The organism is Parasporobacterium paucivorans DSM 15970, from assembly GCF_900141895.1.
GTDB classification, from domain to species: domain Bacteria; phylum Bacillota; class Clostridia; order Lachnospirales; family Lachnospiraceae; genus Parasporobacterium; species Parasporobacterium paucivorans.
On the sequence record NZ_FQYT01000011.1, the window covers coordinates 38846 to 58168 of the forward strand.

Below are 19323 nucleotides of genomic sequence, written 5' to 3' on the forward strand. Positions count from 1 at the left end.
CCACGTTATATTCCGCGCAGAAAGGAACTCTTATGGAATCAAATCTTGCCCTATATAAAATCTTTTATGCTGTTGCAAATGCAGGGAATATTTCCCGGGCTGCTGAGCAGCTTCATATCAGTCAGCCGGCCATCAGCAAATCCATCGGCCGGCTGGAAAAAAACCTGGATATCATTCTATTCACAAGGAATTCAAGAGGTGTAAGCCTGACAGATGAGGGGAAGATTTTATACCAGTACGTAAATACGGCCTTCGAGGCCATTTCCTCCGGCGAAGAAAACCTGCGTTACATGAGCAAGCTGGGGGTCGGCCACATACGAATCGGGGTCAGCGCTACCCTCTGCAAATATCTTCTTCTGCCCTATTTGAAAGGTTTCGTCTTTCAGTATCCCCATATCAAAATCACCATCAAATGCCAGTCTTCCATTCACACTCTGAATATGCTGGAGAGAGGCGAAATCGACATCGGGCTTATTGGAAAGCCTGAAATTGCAAAGGGTCTGGATCTTTATTCCCTGGGGGAAATCGAAGATATATTCGTTGCCGCCCCTTCCTATCTGGATAATCTGGATCTGCGGGTGCCGGGAGGCGGAAAGGATTTCTTCAAGAATGGAAACCTTATGCTTTTGGATGAAGAAAATCTGACCCGTTCCTATATTGACGGGTATTTGAGAAGAAACCACATCCAGACGGAACATATTTTGGAAATCAGCGATATGGACCTTCTGATGGAGTTTGCAAGGATCGGACTGGGAATCGCATGTGTCGTGAGGGAATTCGTAAAAGATGATATCGAACAGGGCGGGCTTGTGGAACTCCCTTTGCCTGTACCCATACCCAAAAGAGAAATTTCTTTTGCCTGTTCATCCGCTACCGGACTTTCGCAGCCGGGAAGGCTGTTTTGGGAATTTTGTACTTCCACTCGGGAAGAGTAAGACACGCGCACATTTAAATCAAAGGGGAGCCCCAGGAACATACGAGTATGTTCAGGTGCTCCCCTTCATTTTATATCCACTCTTCCACTTTAGGATTAGTTGTTGATAAATTTATCTTCTTCGCTGTTCCAGCTGTAGAGTTTGCGGATTCCTTCGCCTACTACTTCTGAAGGATGCTCTGCTGCAAGTTTTCTCATTGCTCTGAAGTGAGCCTGTCCGCCAGCTGGTGACATATCAAGCAGGAAGTCTTTTGCAAAGCTGCCATCCTGGATATCTGCAAGGATTTTTTTCATGGATTTCTTTGTTTCTTCGGTGATGATCTTTGGTCCTGTGATGTAGTCGCCATATTCAGCGGTGTTGGATACAGAGTATCTCATTCCTGCAAATCCTGACTGGTAGATCAGGTCAACGATCAGCTTCACTTCATGGATACATTCAAAATATGCATTTCTTTCATCATAACCAGCTTCAACCAGTGTTTCATAGCCGGCCTGCATAAGTGCACATACACCGCCGCAAAGTACAGCCTGCTCTCCGAAAAGATCTGTTTCTGTCTCTGTTCTGAAGTTTGTTTCCAGTACGCCTGCTCTTGCTCCGCCGATTGCCATAGCATAAGCCAGCGCTTTTTCAAGGGCTTTTCCTGTAGCGTCCTGATGAACGGCAACGAGACAAGGAACACCTTTTCCAGCCTGATATTCGCTTCTTACGGTATGTCCAGGTCCTTTTGGAGCAATCATTGTAACGTCAACATCTTTAGGAGGTACGATTTGTCCGAAATGTACGGAAAATCCATGGGCAAACATAAGCATATTTCCTGCTTCAAGATTTGGAGCGATGTCGCTATTATACATGGATGCCTGTTTTTCATCATTGATCAGGATCATGATCACATCAGCCTTTTTTGCGGCCTCTGCAGCAGTGAATACTTCAAATCCCTGTGCCACGGCCTTGTCCCATGATCTGCTGCCTTCATAAAGACCAATAATTACGTTGCATCCGGATTCTTTTGCATTTAATGCATGTGCATGTCCCTGGCTGCCATAACCAATCACTGCAATGGTCTTTCCCTCTAGTAAACCTAAGTTGCAGTCTTCCTGATAATAAATCTTTGCCATATCTTTTGACATAATTTTTCCCTGACCTTTCATTAATCATTCCATATTTTATTTATATAACCGGCATCTCATTCTAATCGAATTCATCTGCAAGCATATCAGCTTTTCCCCTGCGAAGTCCGGTAACGCCGGTTCTTACAAGTTCTTTAATCTTGAAACCTTCCAACAGGCCTATAAATGCATCCAGTTTGGACTGGTTTCCGGTGAGTTCCACCATCAGAGAGTCCTGGGCCACATCCACAATCTTTGCCCGGAAAATATCAGCAATCGCGATAACCTGCTGCCTCTGCTCAGCCACAACTTCAACCTTACATAAAATCAGCTCCCGGGTAACCGATGTACCGTCCTGCAATACAAGAACTTCCCGGACGTCCTCCAGTTTTGCCACCTGTTTGTAAATCTGCTCCAGAATTTCATCCTCGCCATGAGCTACAATGGTCATCTTGGAGAAATCCTTATTTTCGGTTTCGCCAACTGTAAGGCTGTCAATGTTATAGCCTCTTCTGCTGAACAGTCCCGAAACCCTGCTTAATACGCCGGCCGTATTATCTACCAAAACAGATAAAACGATTTTATTCATTTCCATTTCACCTCGCTGCATAAATATTCCCTCTATAATAGCAACAAATAATTTCTATGTCAATTCTTTATAATTAATGTCTTATCCATTGCAGGTGAATTATTTTCTCTTCTTTATAAGCATTCCCCATACTTCACAGCCGAATACCAATGCTCCGAAAGCCCCGAACAGACCGAAGTTCGCATAAGCAAAAGGGATAACCGGTATAGAAAAATGCACCCAGATGTCCATTCCGGCCAAATAAAGGGCCGGTATGCTTACCACAAGAAATTCAACCAGTTTCGAGTATCTGCCGCCGGCTTCCCTTTTGAACTGGAAAAGGAGCACCAGGAACGCTCCTGCCAGAAACCACAAAAGTGCGTGCAGACCGGTTCCTATATAGCTATATCCGATATCCATGGTTGCTTCATATTTCCCGTTTATGTATCCTATTGCAATAATCATGATACTGATCATGACATAAAACGACGCATCCCACAGAAGGAATCTCATTAAAGATCTTATTGTTTTCACTGCCTTACCTCCCAGTATATCCGCTCATAATACAATAGCATATGCCGGGGGAATTCTCAATTAAGAATATTTCTATTTTTCTTTTTTCCTGTAGCTGTCCATTAATCTCTGGAATGCAGGCAGGGATCTTTGGATCACGTCATAGGAGACACAGTAGGATGCTCGTACAAATCCTGGTCCGTGAAAGGCGCTTCCGGGTGCCAGAAGAATGAGTTCTTTTTTTGCTTCCGCACAGAATTTGGCATCGTCCTCCTCCAGAGCACGAAAAAACAGATAGAAAGCCCCGTCAGGACGGATACATTCATATCCCATGGCAGTCAGTCCTTCGTATAACAAGTTTCTGTTCCTCTCATACTGGGAAACATCCACAGATGCATCCACGCATTTAAGCAGCATTTTTTGCTGGAGAGAGGGGGCGTTTACGTAGCCAAGATAACGCATGGATGCCGTGATGCCAGCCATTATTTCGGCAAAACCATCCACATCGCTTCCTACCGCAATATAGCCGATACGTTCCCCGGGTATGGACAGCGCTTTGCTGTACGAATAAACAACCAGGGTGTTTTTATAGAAGTGCGGAATATAAGGAACCTTTATTCCGCCGTACGCCAGCTGGCGGTATGGTTCATCAGAAACCAGATAGATCGGGTGTCCGTACTCCTGCTCTTTTTCCCGCAAAATATCGCACACCATCCGGATGGACTCCTCTGTATAAACAGCGCCTGTCGGATTATTCGGGGTATTGATAAACACCAGTCTGGTCCTTTCCGTAAAGGCTGCGCGGAAAGTATCCGGGTCCGGCTGTAGCGTTTTCTGATCGCACAACGCCGGTACGAGTTTTCCATACAGGGATTCCACATAACTTTTATACTCCCAGAAGTAAGGGGAGAAGGTAATGACCTCATCACTAATATCCAGAAATGTGTTGCTTATCAGTACAAGTGCTGCTGCCGCACCGCTCGTCATGGCAATATTCTCGAATGTATAATCGGTCTTATAGGTTTCATTCAGATACTCGGCGACCTTGGCACGGACATCCGGATGTCCTATATTGCTTGGGTATCCGTGAAGAGCCAGAGGCTTTTCTGTTTTCAGAATCTCTATCATGGACTCATTCACTATGGCAGGGGGCTCAACATTCGGATTGCCGATGCTGAAATCAAAAATATTTTCTTTTCCATAAATATCCGCCAGCTTCTTTCCCTCCTCGAAAATGTCCCGGATGCAGATAGCTGCCTGCAGTGATTTGCTCATCTTATCAGATATCATCGTGATCTCCTTCCAAAAATATACTTCCAATTAATATAACAATTCAACGCATTGACGTCAACCACTTTAAACTCCCGCTCAGGAATTTGACAGGGCCGAATCGAAAAATCCTGATTTTGCCTATATTTGCATTGTTTTATGTCATTACTTTGATTATAATATAAGTACATAATTTTCACGTTTCATAGTGATTTCAAGATTGGAGCTGACATATGAACGACTACAAAAACAGCCAATTTCCCATTTATCTGTATCATGAAGGAACCAATTATTTTTCTTACAGACTCCTGGGGGCTCACCCTGCATCGGATTCGTCCACATTCCGGGTCTGGGCACCCCATGCGGCAGCCGTTCATGTTGTAGGTGATTTCAATGAATGGCAGGAATCGGATGATTCCCGTATGAAAAAAATAACAGATGGAGGGGTATGGGAAATTTCCATCCCATCGGCCTGCGCGGGCCAGTTTTATAAATACCTGATTACAACCCCTTTGGGGAACAAACTCTACAAATCAGATCCTTATGCGTTTTCATCACAGACAAAGGAAAACACAGCCTCGATCATATACGATTTCACGGACTTCTCCTGGCATGACCAAAAATGGCAGGATTACAAAAAATCGGTCAATATATACAATCTTCCCATCAACATATACGAACTGAATCTTTCCTCCTGGCGGAGAAATGAAAACGGGAGCCTTTACACCTATGAAGAAATTACACCGCTTTTAATTTCATATATTAAGGAACAATTCTATACGCATATCGAGCTGATGCCTATGATGGAATATCCCTTTGATGGTTCCTGGGGCTACCAGGTTTCGGGGTATTTTGCCCCCACCAGGCGCTTCGGTCCTCCCGAGGGTCTCAAGTATCTGATTGATGAATGCCACCGTAATGGAATAGGAGTAATACTGGACTGGGTTCCTGCCCATTTCCCAAAGGATTCCTCGGGTCTATACCGCTTTGACGGGAGCTACTGTTATGAATACAAGGAGGCCTGGCAGCGGGAAAACAAGGGCTGGGGCACCCACCGGTTCGACTTCGGAAGACCGGAAGTCAAATCCTTTTTGATCTCGAATGCCCTCTACTGGCTGGACATTTATCATGCCGACGGTCTGCGGACAGACGCAGTAAGCTCCATGCTCTATCTGGATTATGACAAGGAACCCGGCGAATGGATGCCCAATATCCATGGCGGAAACGAGAACCTGGAAGCCATCGAGTTTTTAAAAGATTTGAACAAGGCCGTTTTCCAATACTTCCCAAACACCATGATGATTGCGGAAGAATCGACCGCCTGGCCGATGGTCACGAAGCCTGTCTATCTGGGTGGGCTCGGGTTCAACTTCAAATGGAACATGGGCTGGATGAATGATATGCTGGACTACATGCAGACGGATCCCTGGTTACGGAAATACAGGCATAACAATATCACATTCTCATTCCACTATGCCTTCAGTGAAAACTTTATACTCCCTCTCTCCCATGACGAGGTAGTCCACGGCAAAAAATCGATTCTCGATAAGATGCCCGGAACCTATGAGGAGAAGTTTGCGAACGCAAGGCTGCTGGCCGGATATATGATGGCCCACCCAGGCAAGAAGCTCAACTTCATGGGTTACGAAATCGGACAGTTTTCCGAATGGAACTACGAAAAAGAGGTGGAATGGTTTCTTCTGCAATATGATTATCACAAGAAACTAAACCACTACATCCGGGCACTGAATGAATTTTATCTGAAGACTCCCCCGCTCTGGGAGATTGACTTTTCCTGGGAAGGTTTTAGCTGGATATCCAATGATGACTTTGAGCAGAACATAATCGCCTTCATCCGCAAGGATAAAGCGGGAACAAATCTGATTGTGGCAGCTAATTTTTCACCTGTGGAAAGAAGCGGTTATCTGATTGGAGCGCTTCCAGGGAAATACAAAGAAGTTTTCAATACAAACAGCCTGGATTTCGGGGGAACCGGAACAGGAAATGCCGGAGAGGTTACGGCTACACCGGGAAGCATCCATGGGTATGATTTCCACGTATCCCTGCTCCTACCTCCACTTTCAATCATTTTTTTACTGCATTTAAATACACCTGCATCGGATGGGAAGGGAGGAATCATTTATGAAATTAAATAAAAAAGACTGCATAGTAATGCTTCTTGCAGGCGGACAGGGGAGCCGGCTTGGCGCCCTTACGGATGGAACCGCAAAACCATCCGTTCCTTTCGGCGGCAAATACAGAATCATAGATTTCGCCCTGTCAAACAGCGTCAATTCAGGACTGGACACCATAGGTGTGCTTACCCAGTATCAGCCGCTGGTCCTGAACTCCTATTTGGGAGATGGCTCTTCCTGGGACCTGGACAGGATGTACGGGGGTATCCAGATCCTGCCGCCTTACCAGGGTGGGGAAAATGGGGGCTGGTATTCAGGTACGGCCAACTCAGTATATCAGAATGTCAACTATGTGAATAATTATGATCCTGATTATGTCCTAATTCTTTCAGGAGACCATATTTATACTATGGATTATTCCATTATGCTGGAGCAGCACAGGAAAACAAATGCCGACTGCACCGTTTCGGTCATCAATGTCCCTGCGGAGGAGGCCAGCAGATTCGGAATCCTGAGTGCGGATAATAAAGGCCGGATTACGGCTTTTGAGGAAAAGCCAAAAAATCCAAAAAGCACCCTTGCCTCTATGGGTATTTATATATTCACCTGGCACGTTCTGGAAAAATTTCTTGCAATGGATGATAAAAATCCAGATTCTTCGCATGACTTCGGCAAAAATATAATCCCCCTTATGCTGGAGGCCGGTGCCGGGCTATATGCACATGAATTTGAGGGATATTGGAAGGACGTTGGAACCATTGAGAGCCTCTGGCAGGCAAATATGGATCTGGTGGAAGGGAAGGATCTGCAGCTTTCCAGTTCCTGGCCGATATATTCCAGAAATCCAGAAAAACCGCCGCACTACATCGGATGCGACGCCCTCGTAAAGAACTCCATCATCGCAGATGGAGCCGTGATTTTGGGACATGTAGAGAATTCCGTGATATTTTCAAGCGTTAATATCAATGAGAATGCCTGCGTACGGGATTCCATAGTTATGTCTGATGTTATTATAGAAAAGAATGCCATTGTGGAATATTCCATCATTGATGAAAGAGTTACCATCGGGCCATATACGCATGTAGGGCATCCAAGGAGCCAGGGCGGCATGATCACCGTGATACCGCGCGAGCAGATACTCAATGGAAAGGAGACTGAATAATATGGATATGCTCGGAATCATTTTCTCAGATGTTGGAATGTTGTACAAATCAGACCTTGCTATGTCCCGTTCCACGGCTTCCATACCTTTTGGAGGCCGGTACCGGCTTGTTGATTTCCATCTTTCCAATATGGTAAACTCCGGGATACACGATATCTTCATTCTCCCGCAGACCAATTTTTTTTCTCTGGCGAAACACATCGCCACCGGAAAGGACTGGAATCTCTCCCGCAAGCAGGGCGGAATCTCCATATTCCCTCCCTATTCCCTGGAGGAAAACGTCGGCCTGTACAAGAGCCGCCTGGACGCCCTGAAGCGCATATTGAATTTCATCACCAATTCCAAGGCGAATTTTGTGATTCTGTCAGATTCTGATACCATTTATAATATCGATTTCGGTAAGGCATTGGAGTTCCATCAGGCCAAAGGAGCGGATATCACTTCAATCTATACTGTCCGAAATCTGGACGAATCCTCCTCCGTTCACGAAACCATATACTATGTCGATCCGGACAAGAGGATACACGACATCATGCTTTTTCCAGTTCTGGAAGGTTTACACAACGTAAGCGTCGGTGCATGGATATTCGACAGGGACATCCTCATTTCCACCATAAATGATGCCATTTCCCACAACTACATCGAATTCAAGCATGCAGTTATGGCCTTGAACCTGAAAAAACTGAAGGTTTATGGTTTTGAGCACACCGGATACTTTACACACATAAATTCCATACAGAGCTATTACGACAGCAATATGCATCTTTTAAAAAAAGACTGCCTGCGCGATCTTTTTTATTCGGAGAACGGTCCCATTTATACAAAGACCAAGGATTCCACACCTACCAGATACTGCATTGATTCCTTTGTAAAGAATTCCCTCGTTGCCAGCGGATGCAGCATCTGCGGCACTGTGGAAAACTCGGTGATATTCCGGAATGTCAAAATCGGAAAAAATGCACTGGTCAAAAACTGCATACTCATGCCGCATACGGTCGTGGGCGAAAACACACGTCTCAGTTCCGTGGTAACGGATATGAATGTACGCATCCTCGATGACCGTACGCTTCTCGGTACGCCAAACTGCCCATTTTACATCAAAAAGAATATGATTGTGTAGAGGTGAAAATCAGATGGATAAATTGAAATTGTTGTTTGTTTCTCCTGAAGCCGCCCCCTTTATGTCTACCGGGGGACTTGGTGATGTGGCCGGCTCCCTTCCGAAGGCACTGGCCAAAAGAAAGGATATGGATGTCCGCATCGTTCTTCCTCTTTACCAGGGAATTACGGACCGCAGAGGCTTTGAGTTCCTGGGAAGCGGGTATGTTCCTCTGTCCTGGAGAAACCAGTATTGCGGAATCTTTTATAAGAAGCTGAACGGAGTAACCTATTATTTCATTGACAATGAATATTATTTCAAAAGGACCGAGTGTTACGGTTATTACGATGATGCGGAGAGATTTGCCTTTTTCTCCAAGGCGGTTCTCCATATGCTCCCACTAATTGGCTTTATTCCCGATATCATCCATTCCAATGACTGGCAGACCGCCCTTGTCCCGGTTTATCTTTCAACCATGTTTTCCAGGGATAAGCGTTTCCAGAACATCCGGACCGTCATTACCATCCACAATATTGAATACCAGGGACAGTATGACTTGAATATTGCCGGTGACGTTCTGGATTTATCCGGCAAGGACGTGGACATCGTGGAATATGCCGGATCCGTAAACCTGCTCAAGGGAGCCCTGGAAGCAAGCAATATTATCAGCACGGTAAGTGAAAGCTATGCCCGGGAGATATTTGATGACGTCTATGCCCACGGACTGGCCCCTGTTATCCGTAAAAACGCCTCTAAAATCCGGGGAATCCTGAACGGCATTGACACGGAGACGTATAATCCCCAGACAGACGCTGCGCTTTTCCGAAAATTTTCAAGCAAAAGCCCGGAGGGTAAACAGGTCAACAAGGTGCGTCTCCAGTCCCTTATGGGTCTGCCTCAGGATAAGGACATCCCTGTCATAGCCATCATCTCAAGACTTGTAGCGCACAAAGGAATGGAACTGATTGCCCGCGGAATCCATGAAATTCTGAAAGAAAAGGTCCAGTTAATCGTACTGGGACGAGGTGACCGCCATTTCGAATTTTTCTTCAAGTCACTACAGGATTCCTACAGCAGCAGCATCGCCACAAGAATCGATTTCAACTCTGACCTTGCCCGCAAGATCTATGCCGGTTCCGACCTGTTCCTGATGCCTTCCATCAGTGAACCCTGCGGAACCGCTCAGATGATTGCCTCTCGCTACGGCAGCGTGCCGATTGTCAGGGAAACCGGCGGCTTAAAAGATTCCATAAGGGACTGCTCATTAGGCGATGGAAACGGCTTCACCTTTAGCGGCCAGGATCCGGAAGCCCTCTCCGATGCCATAAAAAGGGCTCTTAGCGTCTATCACAACCGCGAGGATTGGAAAAATCTTGTAAAGACCGTAATGAATACAGATTTCAGCTGGGACAATTCAGCCCTGAAATATTTTGAGATGTACAAAAGTCTGGCTGACGGAGGCAAAAAATCATGATAACGGCAAATTTCAAGGATCTTATAGATGCCGAGCTGGCACGCCACTGGGACGTCTCCATGGAAAACGTCACACCTCCGCTTATGCAGCGCGCCCTTTCTTCCGTCATAAAGGACCTGCTGTCACAGAAGAGACAGCACTATATGAAGAAATTCCAGGACACCTGCGAAAAACAGGTTTACTATCTGTGTATGGAATTCCTGGTGGGAAAATCCCTGCGAAACAACCTCTTCAATCTGGAGATTGAAGAGCAGATATCCAAGCTTCTGCATGAGGAATATCAGATTGATCTGGCAGATCTTTATGAAATAGAAAGGGATCCGGGTCTGGGAAACGGAGGCCTGGGGCGGCTTGCCGCATGTTTTTTGGATTCATTGGCCACTCAGAACTATCCGGTGACAGGATTTTCCATAAAATATGAATTTGGACTTTTTAAACAAAAACTCATAGACGGATGGCAGACAGAGCTTCCTGACGACTGGCTTACAACGTCCTATGTGTGGCTTTCACCCCGATTCCAGGATCGCTGTATCGTGCGTTTTGACGGCGCTGTGCACGAAGAATGGACCAGCGAGGGCCTTACGATCCGTCTGGATAACCCCACCGAAATCGAGGCCGTACCTTATGATATGATGATTTCCGGATACAGCAGCGATGCCGTAAGCCTGCTCAGGCTTTGGGAAGCCCACAGCCTGAACCGGTTCGACATGAACCTGTTCTCCCAGGGCGAATATATCCGGGCTATGTCAGAGGATTCCATGGCGGAAGCCATCACAAAGGTGCTGTATCCATCGGACAACCATGTTGAAGGGAAGGAACTTCGATTGAAACAACAGTATTTTCTTGTTTCTTCCACGGCGCAGGGTATTGTCAGCACTCATTATAACAGGTACAAAACCCTTGATAACTTCAGCGATAAAACTGCCATCCACATAAATGATACCCATCCGGCCCTTGTCATTCCGGAACTTTTGAGAATATTTATGGATGAATACCGCTACTCCTGGGATCGGGCTTGGGATCTGGTCACACAAACCGTATCTTATACAAACCATACTGTCCTTCCGGAAGCACTGGAACGCTTTCAGGAAAATATTATCCAGAGCAGGCTGCCCCGCATTTATATGATTATACAGGAAATCAATCGGCGTTTCATAGATTCAATCATCGCACAGGATCTGGGAGACGCAAGCAGGGCTAACAGGATGTCTATCTTCTCTAACAATAAAATAAATATGGCTAATTTATGTATTGTCGGCAGCTATTCTGTCAATGGGGTTGCGGGTCTTCATACGGAAATTCTCAAAAAAACCATTTTCAAAGATTTTTATGACTGCTCTCCGAAGAAATTTCTGAATGTAACCAATGGGATAACGCACAGACGCTGGCTCAACCAGGCTAACCCGCTGCTCGCAAATCTTCTGGATGATCTTATCGGTCCAGATTACAGGATTCACTCACAGGAATTGTCCGGTCTGCTCCAATTCAAAAATGATGACGGTGTTCTGGCTGCTCTGGACCATATCAAACTAGAGAACAAAAAACGGCTTGCAGAATATATCCAAAAGACCAATTGCATTTCCATAAATGTGGATTCGATTTTTGATATACAGGCTAAACGTCTTCATGAATACAAGAGACAGCTGCTGAACGCGCTGCGTATCATCAGCCTGATAATTGATATACAGGAAGGCAGCGCCGGGGAAATGTTCCCTGAAACTTTCATTTTTGCGGCAAAAGCCGCCCCCGGTTATTTCCGGGCCAAGGAAATCATACAGCTGATCTATACGCTAAGCGGTTACGTAAATGGTGACGACCAGCTCAGCAAGTACATAAATGTGGTTTTTTTGGAGAATTATTCTGTCAGCCTGGCTGAAATCATCATGCCCGCCGGAGAACTCAGCGAACAGATTTCCCTGGCAGGAAAGGAAGCCAGCGGCACTGGAAACATGAAATTCATGCTCAACGGCGCCATAACCATAGGTACCTATGACGGGGCAAACGTGGAAATGATCCGGCAGGTGGGCGAAGACAATTTTTTCCTGTTTGGCCTGAAGGATTACGAGGTTGAAAATCTGTGGTGCCAGGGGTACAACTCTATTCAATACCTGCAGAACTGCCCCCGTCTGCACCGGGTTATTGATTTTCTCAACACAGGAATATCCGGAAGATCCTTTGAGTCCATCTCCAAGTATCTCCTGGGAGACTCACGCGGAGGCGACCCCTATATGTGTTTTGCGGATTTCGAAAGTTATTTCAACGCCCACGAGAAAGCTTCCTCTATTTATTGTACAGACAAAAAGAAATGGAATCAGATGTCCCTCAGCAACATCGCAGCTGCCGGATACTTTTCTTCCGACAGGACCGTCAAGGGATATTCAGACAAGATATGGAACATAAAACCTTTCACTCTTAAGGACTGATTATATGTATAAATTTGAAAGCAGATCCGAACTTTTCCGGCATCCACAGGGTGCCCTCAGAGAAAATGAATCCATATGCCTGCGCATCCACGTCAGGAGGGACTGGCCGAAAGCTCCATCCCTTCTGATTGAAAAGCGTTCGGATTACACAACGTCTTTTTACCGGAAACTGGATACGGAGTGGGTGGGAGCCTGCAGGGAATACGACATCTTTCAGTCCACATTTTCCATCGATAAAAGCGGCCATTACTATTTCTCCTTTTTGTTCGATGAATCGAATCGTTCCCCCTCTTATGGAATATTTGTATATGATTTCGATTTTCACACGCCTTTATGGACACAGGGCGGCATCATATACCATGTTTTTGTGGACCGATTTTTCAGGTCCGCCCTGCTCCACAAGGAAGGGGATATTCTTTTGAGGGACTCCTGGGGTGGATACCCCCGTGTCCTCCCTGATGAAAAGGGTGATATCAACAACAATGAGTTTTTTGGCGGAAATCTGGATGGCATCCGCCAGAAGCTGCCTTTTTTCTCTACTCTCGGCATAACAATTCTTTATCTTTCTCCCGTGTTTGAGGCTTATTCCAGCCACAAATATGATACGGGCGACTATTTCTCCATAGACCCCCTGTTCGGAACGAAGGATTCCCTGCATTCGCTTTGTGAAGAAGCCGCAAATATGGGCATTCGTATCATTTTAGACGGGGTATTCAGCCATACGGGCTCCGATAGCATCTATTTCAACCGGTATGGACATTACGATTCCCTGGGGGCATACCAGAGTCAGGACTCCCCTTATTTCGACTGGTATACCTTCAACCACTGGAACGATGACTATCGCTGCTGGTGGGGGATAAAGACCCTTCCTGAACTGAACAAGTCCAACCAGTCTTATGTGGATTTCATAACCGGAACAGAAGGTGTCGTCCGGTACTGGCAGGAAGCCGGCATCAGCGGCTGGCGCCTGGACGTGGCGGATGAACTCCCTAATGACTTTCTGGAGAGAATCCGGACTGCCTCAAAAGAGAGCAACCCCGAATCCCTCATCATCGGAGAAGTCTGGGAGGATGCATCGGAGAAATTCTCTTATGGGCGGCTAAAGGAATATTTTTGCGGCAAGCAGCTGGACTCTGTGACAAACTATCCTCTTCGGACAGCTATTATTGACTATCTGGAGACCAGAGACTGCGGGAGTCTTTACGAAACCATGGGATTCATTACTGAAAAATATCCTGCGGAGGTTGTCAACTGTCTGATGAACATACTGGGGACCCACGATACACCCAGAATCCTGACGGTGTTGAAAAAAAACATCCCTCTCTTAAAAATCGCCATCCTGCTGCAGATGACCCTTCCCGGAATCCCCTGTATTTATTATGGGGATGAAGCCGGATTAGAAGGGGAGAAAGATCCCATGAACCGGGCCTGTTATCCATGGGGTGAGGAAAACATGGAGATTCTCTCCTACTACAGGCATCTTGCGGATCTCCGAAAAAAGAGCCCCCTGTTTAAAGGAGGCGCCTACAGATGTCTCTTTCACGAAAAGGGACTTTTTGTATTTGAAAGATATCATGCGGACGAACGGATCGTCATTGGAATCAATATGGGGACCGAAGGGGTAATTCTCCGCACCCGGAACCGGGACCACGAACTCCCTCCCGAACAGGGGATTTTTATTTCAGACTGACCGGTCCGCATGACTGGTCAGTTTTCTTATCCAATCTGACAGCTCCGGACTGCATGCACCGTCCGCTGCCCTCCATACCCAGTTGCCCACCCGGGTGGATGGAGTGTTTATTCTGCCTTCCCGCCCCAATCCCAGAAAATCCTGAAGAGGTATAATGCACAGGCCTGCTTTGCTCTCATAAAGGATACGGATTATTTCAAAGCATACTTCCTGGCTGTTTTCAATCCGGAGCGCAGATAATACCTGCTCCCTGGACTTTTTATCCAGACCGTCAAACCAGCCTTTCAGAGTATCATTGTCGTGGGTCCCTGTAAACGCCACACAATTCTCTTCATAGTTTTCAGGCAGATAGGGATTGTCCGGATTGCCATCGAACGCAAACTGAAGCACTTTCATACCTGGAAAAGCAAAATCAGTCCTCAGCTTTTCGACGCTGTCATTGATTATTCCTAAGTCTTCTGCAATAATAGGAATCCGGTCATATCTTTTCTCCAGTTTCTCAAAGACCTCCCTGCCTCCCGCCGGCATCCAGCTTCCCTTTCGGGCGTTCGCTTCCCCGAACGGAACAGCCCAGAATTCATCAAACCCACGGAAATGGTCAATCCTTACCATGTCATATAATTTCAGAGACCAGGCCAACCGGTTTATCCACCAGGAATAGCCGGTTCCCTTCATATATTCCCAATCGTATACCGGATTTCCCCAAAGCTGTCCATCCTTCGAGAAGTAATCCGGAGGGACACCCGCAACCAGAATGGGCCTCTTTTTTTCGTTCAGAAGAAACTGGTGTGGATCTGACCAGACGTCCGCACTGTCATAGGCCGCGTACACCGGCATGTCTCCTATGATGGCAATCCCCTGAGAGGCCGCATATTCCTTGAGTCTAAAATACTGTTCATGATACAAATATTGCAGAAACAGCCAGAAATCCTTCTCCTCCGATTCTACTTCCTCTGTTTCCCATTCATACCAGGGCTTCTGGCCATTCTTGTATTTCAAGGCCATATAGTGGGTGTAGCCGGAAATCCAATGAGTACCTTTTTCGAATATCCTGATTTCGGATTCAAGCAGGGAAAAGCCTTTCCGGAATGCTTTTTCCAGAATTGTGTACCGGACACGAAACTGCTTCCCATAGTCGATATTCCCTGTTTCTGCTTCCAAAGCCTCGCAGTCCCCCAGGGAGAGGAGCCCCTGTTCCGCCAGCATTTCCAAATCAATAAAATATGGATTTCCTGCATAGACTGAAAGCGGCGAATAGGGCGAATCTCCATAGGCCACCGGACCTGCCGGCAATATCTGCCAGCATGCCTGCCCGGATTTCTGCAAAAAATCCACAAATTTATATGCTTCTGAACCAAAGGTTCCTATCCCATACCGGGATGGCAGACTGCTGACGGGCAGAAGTATGCCGGCACTTCTTTTATACATATTTTCCTCTCCAAAAATCGTAGCCCTGTGGCAATCAGTCAAATTTTCAAACTTGGAATATCCATAATTCCATGTATCTATTATACCATCTTGCAACTGCACAGGATATTTTATTTATGGAAAATCAGTTTTTCACAACCTCAACACTGCCTCCATGGCAAGGTCGGATCTCTCACATTCAGATGCTGTCAATGTAATCTGGTAGCACAGACGGCTGCCCTTCATCCTCTCGGAAGCGTAGCTCAGTCCATTTGTCCTCTCATCCAGAAATGCCGTATCTATCTGGTTCGGATCACCCAAAAGAATGACTTTAGTCCCTTTACCGGCTCTTGTGATGATACCTGTCACCTGCTTGGGTGTCATATTCTGAGCCTCATCGATTATCAGATAAGTCTTGACAAAAGATCTCCCTCTTATAAAATTCATTGCTTCTGCTACGATTATCCCTCGTTCGAATACCTCTTCTATCTTCCCGCTTAAAGCCTTTTCATCCTTATACCGCTCGTCTTCGTCCGAATCCAGAAGCTGTTCCAGGTTATCAATAATCGGTCTGATTAATGGAGAAATTTTCTCCTGCTCGTTTCCCGGCAAAAAGCCAATATCATTATCAAACTGCACATTTGGTCTTGTGACCAGTATCTTTCTGTATTCGGCTTTTGTGTCATTCATGATTTTTTCAAGTCCGACTGCCAGTGAATAAAATGTTTTTGCGGTTCCTGCCATTCCCTTTACGATTACAAGCGGAACCTTGTCCGGGTCTTCCAGAAGAGCCTCCTGCAGAAAATACTGACCTGCATTTCTTGGCGAAACACCATATGGTCTGCATTTCTTATACTGAAGAGGAACTATTCTCTGACCGTCATATCTCCCCAGCATGGTTTTTTTATTCGACTGATCAGCATGTATAATCACGAACTCATTCATTTCGAGGCTGACATCCCTTTGCATACCTTTTTCATTCGAAATATATACGTCCGAAACGGCCAATCCTTTTTTCTTAAAGTCCTTAAAGAGCTCCTCAGATACAAAGACTTCCGTGCGTCCGGAATATTGGGATTGTTGCACCGGCACCTGCTCATTAGCAAAATCTTCTGCCTGTATACCCAGTATCCTGGCCTTGATCCGGAGCAGGATATCCTTGGTTACAAGAATTACATTTTCCTCTGAATTACTGCTTAAGCCTTTACATATTTGCAGAATCCGGTTATCCGCTTTGCCCTCTGGCAGTTCTTTAGGCAGTTCAACATCCTTATGGTTAATTTCAACCCTAAATTTTCCCCCATTATTCAGACTGACGCCCGCAAGGAGATCCCCCTGTTGTCTTAACTCCTCTAATTTCCTTATTATACTTCTTGCGTTGGAACCCTTATCACCTTCCGCGTTTTTGAGAGAATCCAGCTCTTCAATAACGACAATTGGAAGTATCACGTTATTTTCTTCAAAACACTCCAAAGCTTTCGGCGACTGAATAAGAACATTCGTATCCAGAACATAGGTTTTCGACATAGGCACCATCCTTTATTTATTGAACAGGGGCAACCCCATCCTTTCTTCATGATATTCAGTATATGTAATATCTGGACTCTACAAATGTAAAATCCGTGTCAAATCTCTGGCTTCATTTGCCCCATCTGGACGCCTGGCAAACAAAAAAGCACCCCTAAATGCCGTTGAATTGATTCAGCATTATTTAAGGGTGCTCTTCCATATCTTTGACATTAAAAGCCTAGAATTTACCTGCTTTTGAAGCTTCCTCAATCAGTACGGCCACTGCCACGGTAGCGCCAACCATCGGGTTATTTCCCATTCCAATCAGTCCCATCATTTCCACGTGAGCAGGAACCGATGACGAGCCGGCAAACTGGGCGTCTGAATGCATACGTCCCATGGTATCCGTCATTCCATAGGAAGCCGGACCTGCTGCCATGTTGTCCGGGTGCAGGGTACGTCCAGTTCCGCCACCGGAGGCAACGGAAAAGAATTTTTTTCCATTTGCCACGCACTCTTTTTTGTAGGTTCCCGCAACAGGATGCTGGAATCTGGTCGGGTTGGTGGAGTTTCCGGTAATGGATACATCCACACCCTCTTTGTGCATGATGGCCACGCCTTCAGTCACATCATTGGCTCCGTAACAGTTCACCTTTGCTCTCAGGCCGCTGGAATAGGCTTTCCGGAACACTTCGCTGACTTCCCCTGTTCCATAGTTCATGTCCGTTTCCACATAGGTAAACCCATTTATTCTGGAGATGATCTGCGCCGCATCCTTGCCGAGACCGTTCAGGATGACCCGGAGAGGCTTCTGTCTTACTTTGTTCGCTTTTTCTGCAATTCCGATAGCTCCTTCTGCTGCCGCAAAAGACTCATGTCCTGCCAGGAAACAGAAGCATTCCGTTTCCTCTTCCAAGAGCATTTTCCCTAAATTGCCATGTCCGATTCCAACTTTTCTCTGATCCGCAACGGATCCCGGAATACAGAATGCCTGAAGCCCTTCTCCCAGCACTGCGGCTGCATCGGAAGCTTTTCTGGCTCCCCTCTTTATTGCGATAGCCGCTCCCACCACGTAGGCCCAGCAGGCATCCTCAAAACAAATCGGCTGTACGGTCTTTATCTGCTCGTAAACGTCCAGACCCGCCTCTTTTGTGATTTTCTCTGCTTCTTCTATGGAAGCTATCCCATTTTCCAATAAAACGGAATTGATTTTATCTATTCTTCTTTCATATGATTCAAATAAAGCCATTTTTCTTCCTCCCTGCTACTCATGCCTTGGATCAATGATTCTCACGGCATCCGCGACTCTTCCGTATTCGCCTTTTGCCTTTTCCCATGCTGTGTTTGGATCATCACCTTTTTTGATGAAATCCGTCATTTTGCCAAGACCGACATACTGATATCCGATTATCTCATCCTCCTCATTCAGTGCAAGGCCGGTGATATATCCTTCCGCCATCTCCAGGTATCGCGGCCCCTTTTTCAGGGTTCCGTACAATGTCCCCACCTGGGAACGGAGGCCTTTTCCGAGATCTTCAAGCCCTGCTCCGATAGGCAGTCCTCCTTCGGAGAAGGCCGACTGTGTTCTGCCGTACGCAATCTGTAAAAAGAGCTCTCTCATGGCGGTATTGATTGCATCGCAGACCAAGTCTGTATTCAGGGCCTCAAGCAGAGTCCTTCCCGGGAGGATCTCAGACGCCATGGCTGCTGAATGGGTCATCCCGGAACATCCCAATGTCTCTATAAGTGCTTCCTGGATAATTCCATCTTTAACATTCAAAGTAAGCTTGCACGCTCCCTGCTGTGGCGCGCACCAGCCTACTCCGTGGGTCAATCCGGATACATCACTTATCTCTTTAACTTTAGTCCATTTGCCTTCCTGAGGAACAGGTGCGGCGCCATGGTTAACGCCCTGGGCAACAGGGCACATCATCTCAATTTCATGTGAATAAATCATCATTATTCCCCTTTCAAAAATCCAAAACATAGATGTTGTTATTTTCTCACATTTTTTTCCATTCGTCCATACCCTA

At 46.2% G+C, this 19323-nt stretch carries 15 protein-coding genes; 7 read left to right on the forward strand and 8 right to left on the reverse strand.

Going from position 1 to position 19323, the window contains the following annotated elements:
- Nucleotides 1-32 precede the first annotated feature (32 nt).
- A complete protein-coding gene (locus BUA79_RS06240; protein WP_073993509.1) occupies nucleotides 33-935 on the forward strand; it encodes a LysR family transcriptional regulator in 903 nt (300 codons plus the stop codon).
- Between the two features lie 95 nt (nucleotides 936-1030).
- Here BUA79_RS06240 and ilvC read toward each other — a convergent pair whose 3' ends face one another.
- The 4 genes from ilvC to BUA79_RS06260 form a co-directional block, all read right to left on the reverse strand.
- The gene (ilvC, locus tag BUA79_RS06245; protein ID WP_073993551.1) at nucleotides 1031-2050 is read right to left on the reverse strand and encodes a ketol-acid reductoisomerase; all 1020 of its coding nucleotides are present in this window, start codon (nucleotides 2048-2050) and stop codon (nucleotides 1031-1033) included.
- A gap of 73 nt (nucleotides 2051-2123) precedes the next feature.
- Complete coding sequence (ilvN, locus tag BUA79_RS06250) at nucleotides 2124-2630, reverse strand: acetolactate synthase small subunit (protein ID WP_073993552.1); 507 nt, start codon at nucleotides 2628-2630, stop codon at nucleotides 2124-2126.
- A gap of 99 nt (nucleotides 2631-2729) precedes the next feature.
- Nucleotides 2730-3143 carry a hypothetical protein gene (locus BUA79_RS06255; protein WP_073993510.1) on the reverse strand — a complete coding sequence of 138 codons (414 nt, stop codon included), beginning with the start codon at nucleotides 3141-3143 and terminating at the stop codon, nucleotides 2730-2732.
- Between the two features lie 72 nt (nucleotides 3144-3215).
- Nucleotides 3216-4412, reverse strand: a complete 1197-nt coding sequence (locus BUA79_RS06260; RefSeq protein ID WP_073993511.1) for a pyridoxal phosphate-dependent aminotransferase — start codon at nucleotides 4410-4412, stop codon at nucleotides 3216-3218.
- 212 nt (nucleotides 4413-4624) lie between these two features.
- On the opposite strand from BUA79_RS06260, the gene glgB reads away from it, so the two are divergent.
- Genes glgB through BUA79_RS06290 form a run of 6 tightly spaced genes read left to right on the forward strand, consistent with a single transcriptional unit; the run spans nucleotide 4625 to nucleotide 14374 of the window.
- Nucleotides 4625-6547, forward strand: a complete 1923-nt coding sequence (glgB, locus tag BUA79_RS06265) for a 1,4-alpha-glucan branching protein GlgB (protein WP_073993512.1) — start codon at nucleotides 4625-4627, stop codon at nucleotides 6545-6547.
- Nucleotides 6534-7688, forward strand: a complete 1155-nt coding sequence (locus BUA79_RS06270; RefSeq protein ID WP_073993513.1) for a glucose-1-phosphate adenylyltransferase — start codon at nucleotides 6534-6536, stop codon at nucleotides 7686-7688. The genes glgB and BUA79_RS06270 overlap by 14 nt, the downstream gene beginning before the upstream one ends.
- Before the next feature lies 1 nt (nucleotide 7689).
- Nucleotides 7690-8808: a glucose-1-phosphate adenylyltransferase subunit GlgD gene (gene glgD / locus BUA79_RS06275; RefSeq protein WP_178138550.1), complete on the forward strand. Its 1119-nt coding sequence runs from the start codon at nucleotides 7690-7692 to the stop codon at nucleotides 8806-8808.
- Nucleotides 8809-8821: 13 nt separating this feature from the next.
- Nucleotides 8822-10261, forward strand: coding sequence for a glycogen synthase (locus tag BUA79_RS06280; RefSeq protein ID WP_330389202.1), 1440 nt, complete (start codon nucleotides 8822-8824; stop codon nucleotides 10259-10261).
- Complete coding sequence (locus BUA79_RS06285; RefSeq protein WP_073993515.1) at nucleotides 10258-12684, forward strand: glycogen/starch/alpha-glucan phosphorylase; 2427 nt, start codon at nucleotides 10258-10260, stop codon at nucleotides 12682-12684. Before BUA79_RS06280 ends, BUA79_RS06285 begins: the two co-directional genes overlap by 4 nt.
- A gap of 4 nt (nucleotides 12685-12688) precedes the next feature.
- Nucleotides 12689-14374 carry a glycoside hydrolase family 13 protein gene (locus BUA79_RS06290; RefSeq protein ID WP_073993516.1) on the forward strand — a complete coding sequence of 562 codons (1686 nt, stop codon included), beginning with the start codon at nucleotides 12689-12691 and terminating at the stop codon, nucleotides 14372-14374.
- On the opposite strand, the gene malQ is transcribed toward BUA79_RS06290, so the two are convergent.
- The 4 genes from malQ to BUA79_RS06310 all read right to left on the reverse strand — a co-directional run bounded on the left by malQ (nucleotide 14366) and on the right by BUA79_RS06310 (nucleotide 19247).
- A complete protein-coding gene (gene malQ, locus BUA79_RS06295; RefSeq protein WP_073993517.1) occupies nucleotides 14366-15802 on the reverse strand; it encodes a 4-alpha-glucanotransferase in 1437 nt (478 codons plus the stop codon). The two genes, BUA79_RS06290 and malQ, sit on opposite strands and share 9 nt — an antisense overlap.
- 132 nt (nucleotides 15803-15934) lie before the next feature.
- Nucleotides 15935-17308, reverse strand: coding sequence for a PhoH family protein (locus tag BUA79_RS06300; protein WP_073993518.1), 1374 nt, complete (start codon nucleotides 17306-17308; stop codon nucleotides 15935-15937).
- A gap of 220 nt (nucleotides 17309-17528) precedes the next feature.
- The gene (locus BUA79_RS06305) at nucleotides 17529-18539 is read right to left on the reverse strand and encodes a GGGtGRT protein (RefSeq protein WP_073993519.1); all 1011 of its coding nucleotides are present in this window, start codon (nucleotides 18537-18539) and stop codon (nucleotides 17529-17531) included.
- Nucleotides 18540-18554: 15 nt separating this feature from the next.
- The gene (locus tag BUA79_RS06310; protein ID WP_073993520.1) at nucleotides 18555-19247 is read right to left on the reverse strand and encodes an iron-sulfur cluster assembly scaffold protein; all 693 of its coding nucleotides are present in this window, start codon (nucleotides 19245-19247) and stop codon (nucleotides 18555-18557) included.
- Nucleotides 19248-19323: the final 76 nt, after the last annotated feature.

Bases quoted from the DNA above. Each gene is read 5' to 3' on its own strand.
- BUA79_RS06285 (WP_073993515.1), top strand. From the start codon at position 10,258: ATGATAACGGCAAATTTCAAGGATCTTATAGATGCCGAGCTGGCACGC.
- BUA79_RS06310 (WP_073993520.1), bottom strand. From the start codon at position 19,247: ATGATTTATTCACATGAAATTGAGATGATGTGCCCTGTTGCCCAGGGC.
- glgD (WP_178138550.1), top strand. From the start codon at position 7,690: ATGGATATGCTCGGAATCATTTTCTCAGATGTTGGAATGTTGTACAAA.
- BUA79_RS06305 (WP_073993519.1), bottom strand. From the start codon at position 18,539: ATGGCTTTATTTGAATCATATGAAAGAAGAATAGATAAAATCAATTCC.
- ilvN (WP_073993552.1), bottom strand. From the start codon at position 2,630: ATGAATAAAATCGTTTTATCTGTTTTGGTAGATAATACGGCCGGCGTA.
- ilvC (WP_073993551.1), bottom strand. From the start codon at position 2,050: ATGGCAAAGATTTATTATCAGGAAGACTGCAACTTAGGTTTACTAGAG.
- malQ (WP_073993517.1), bottom strand. From the start codon at position 15,802: ATGTATAAAAGAAGTGCCGGCATACTTCTGCCCGTCAGCAGTCTGCCA.
- BUA79_RS06260 (WP_073993511.1), bottom strand. From the start codon at position 4,412: ATGATATCTGATAAGATGAGCAAATCACTGCAGGCAGCTATCTGCATC.
- BUA79_RS06280 (WP_330389202.1), top strand. From the start codon at position 8,822: ATGGATAAATTGAAATTGTTGTTTGTTTCTCCTGAAGCCGCCCCCTTT.
- BUA79_RS06300 (WP_073993518.1), bottom strand. From the start codon at position 17,308: ATGTCGAAAACCTATGTTCTGGATACGAATGTTCTTATTCAGTCGCCG.
- BUA79_RS06240 (WP_073993509.1), top strand. From the start codon at position 33: ATGGAATCAAATCTTGCCCTATATAAAATCTTTTATGCTGTTGCAAAT.
- glgB (WP_073993512.1), top strand. From the start codon at position 4,625: ATGAACGACTACAAAAACAGCCAATTTCCCATTTATCTGTATCATGAA.
- BUA79_RS06290 (WP_073993516.1), top strand. From the start codon at position 12,689: ATGTATAAATTTGAAAGCAGATCCGAACTTTTCCGGCATCCACAGGGT.
- BUA79_RS06270 (WP_073993513.1), top strand. From the start codon at position 6,534: ATGAAATTAAATAAAAAAGACTGCATAGTAATGCTTCTTGCAGGCGGA.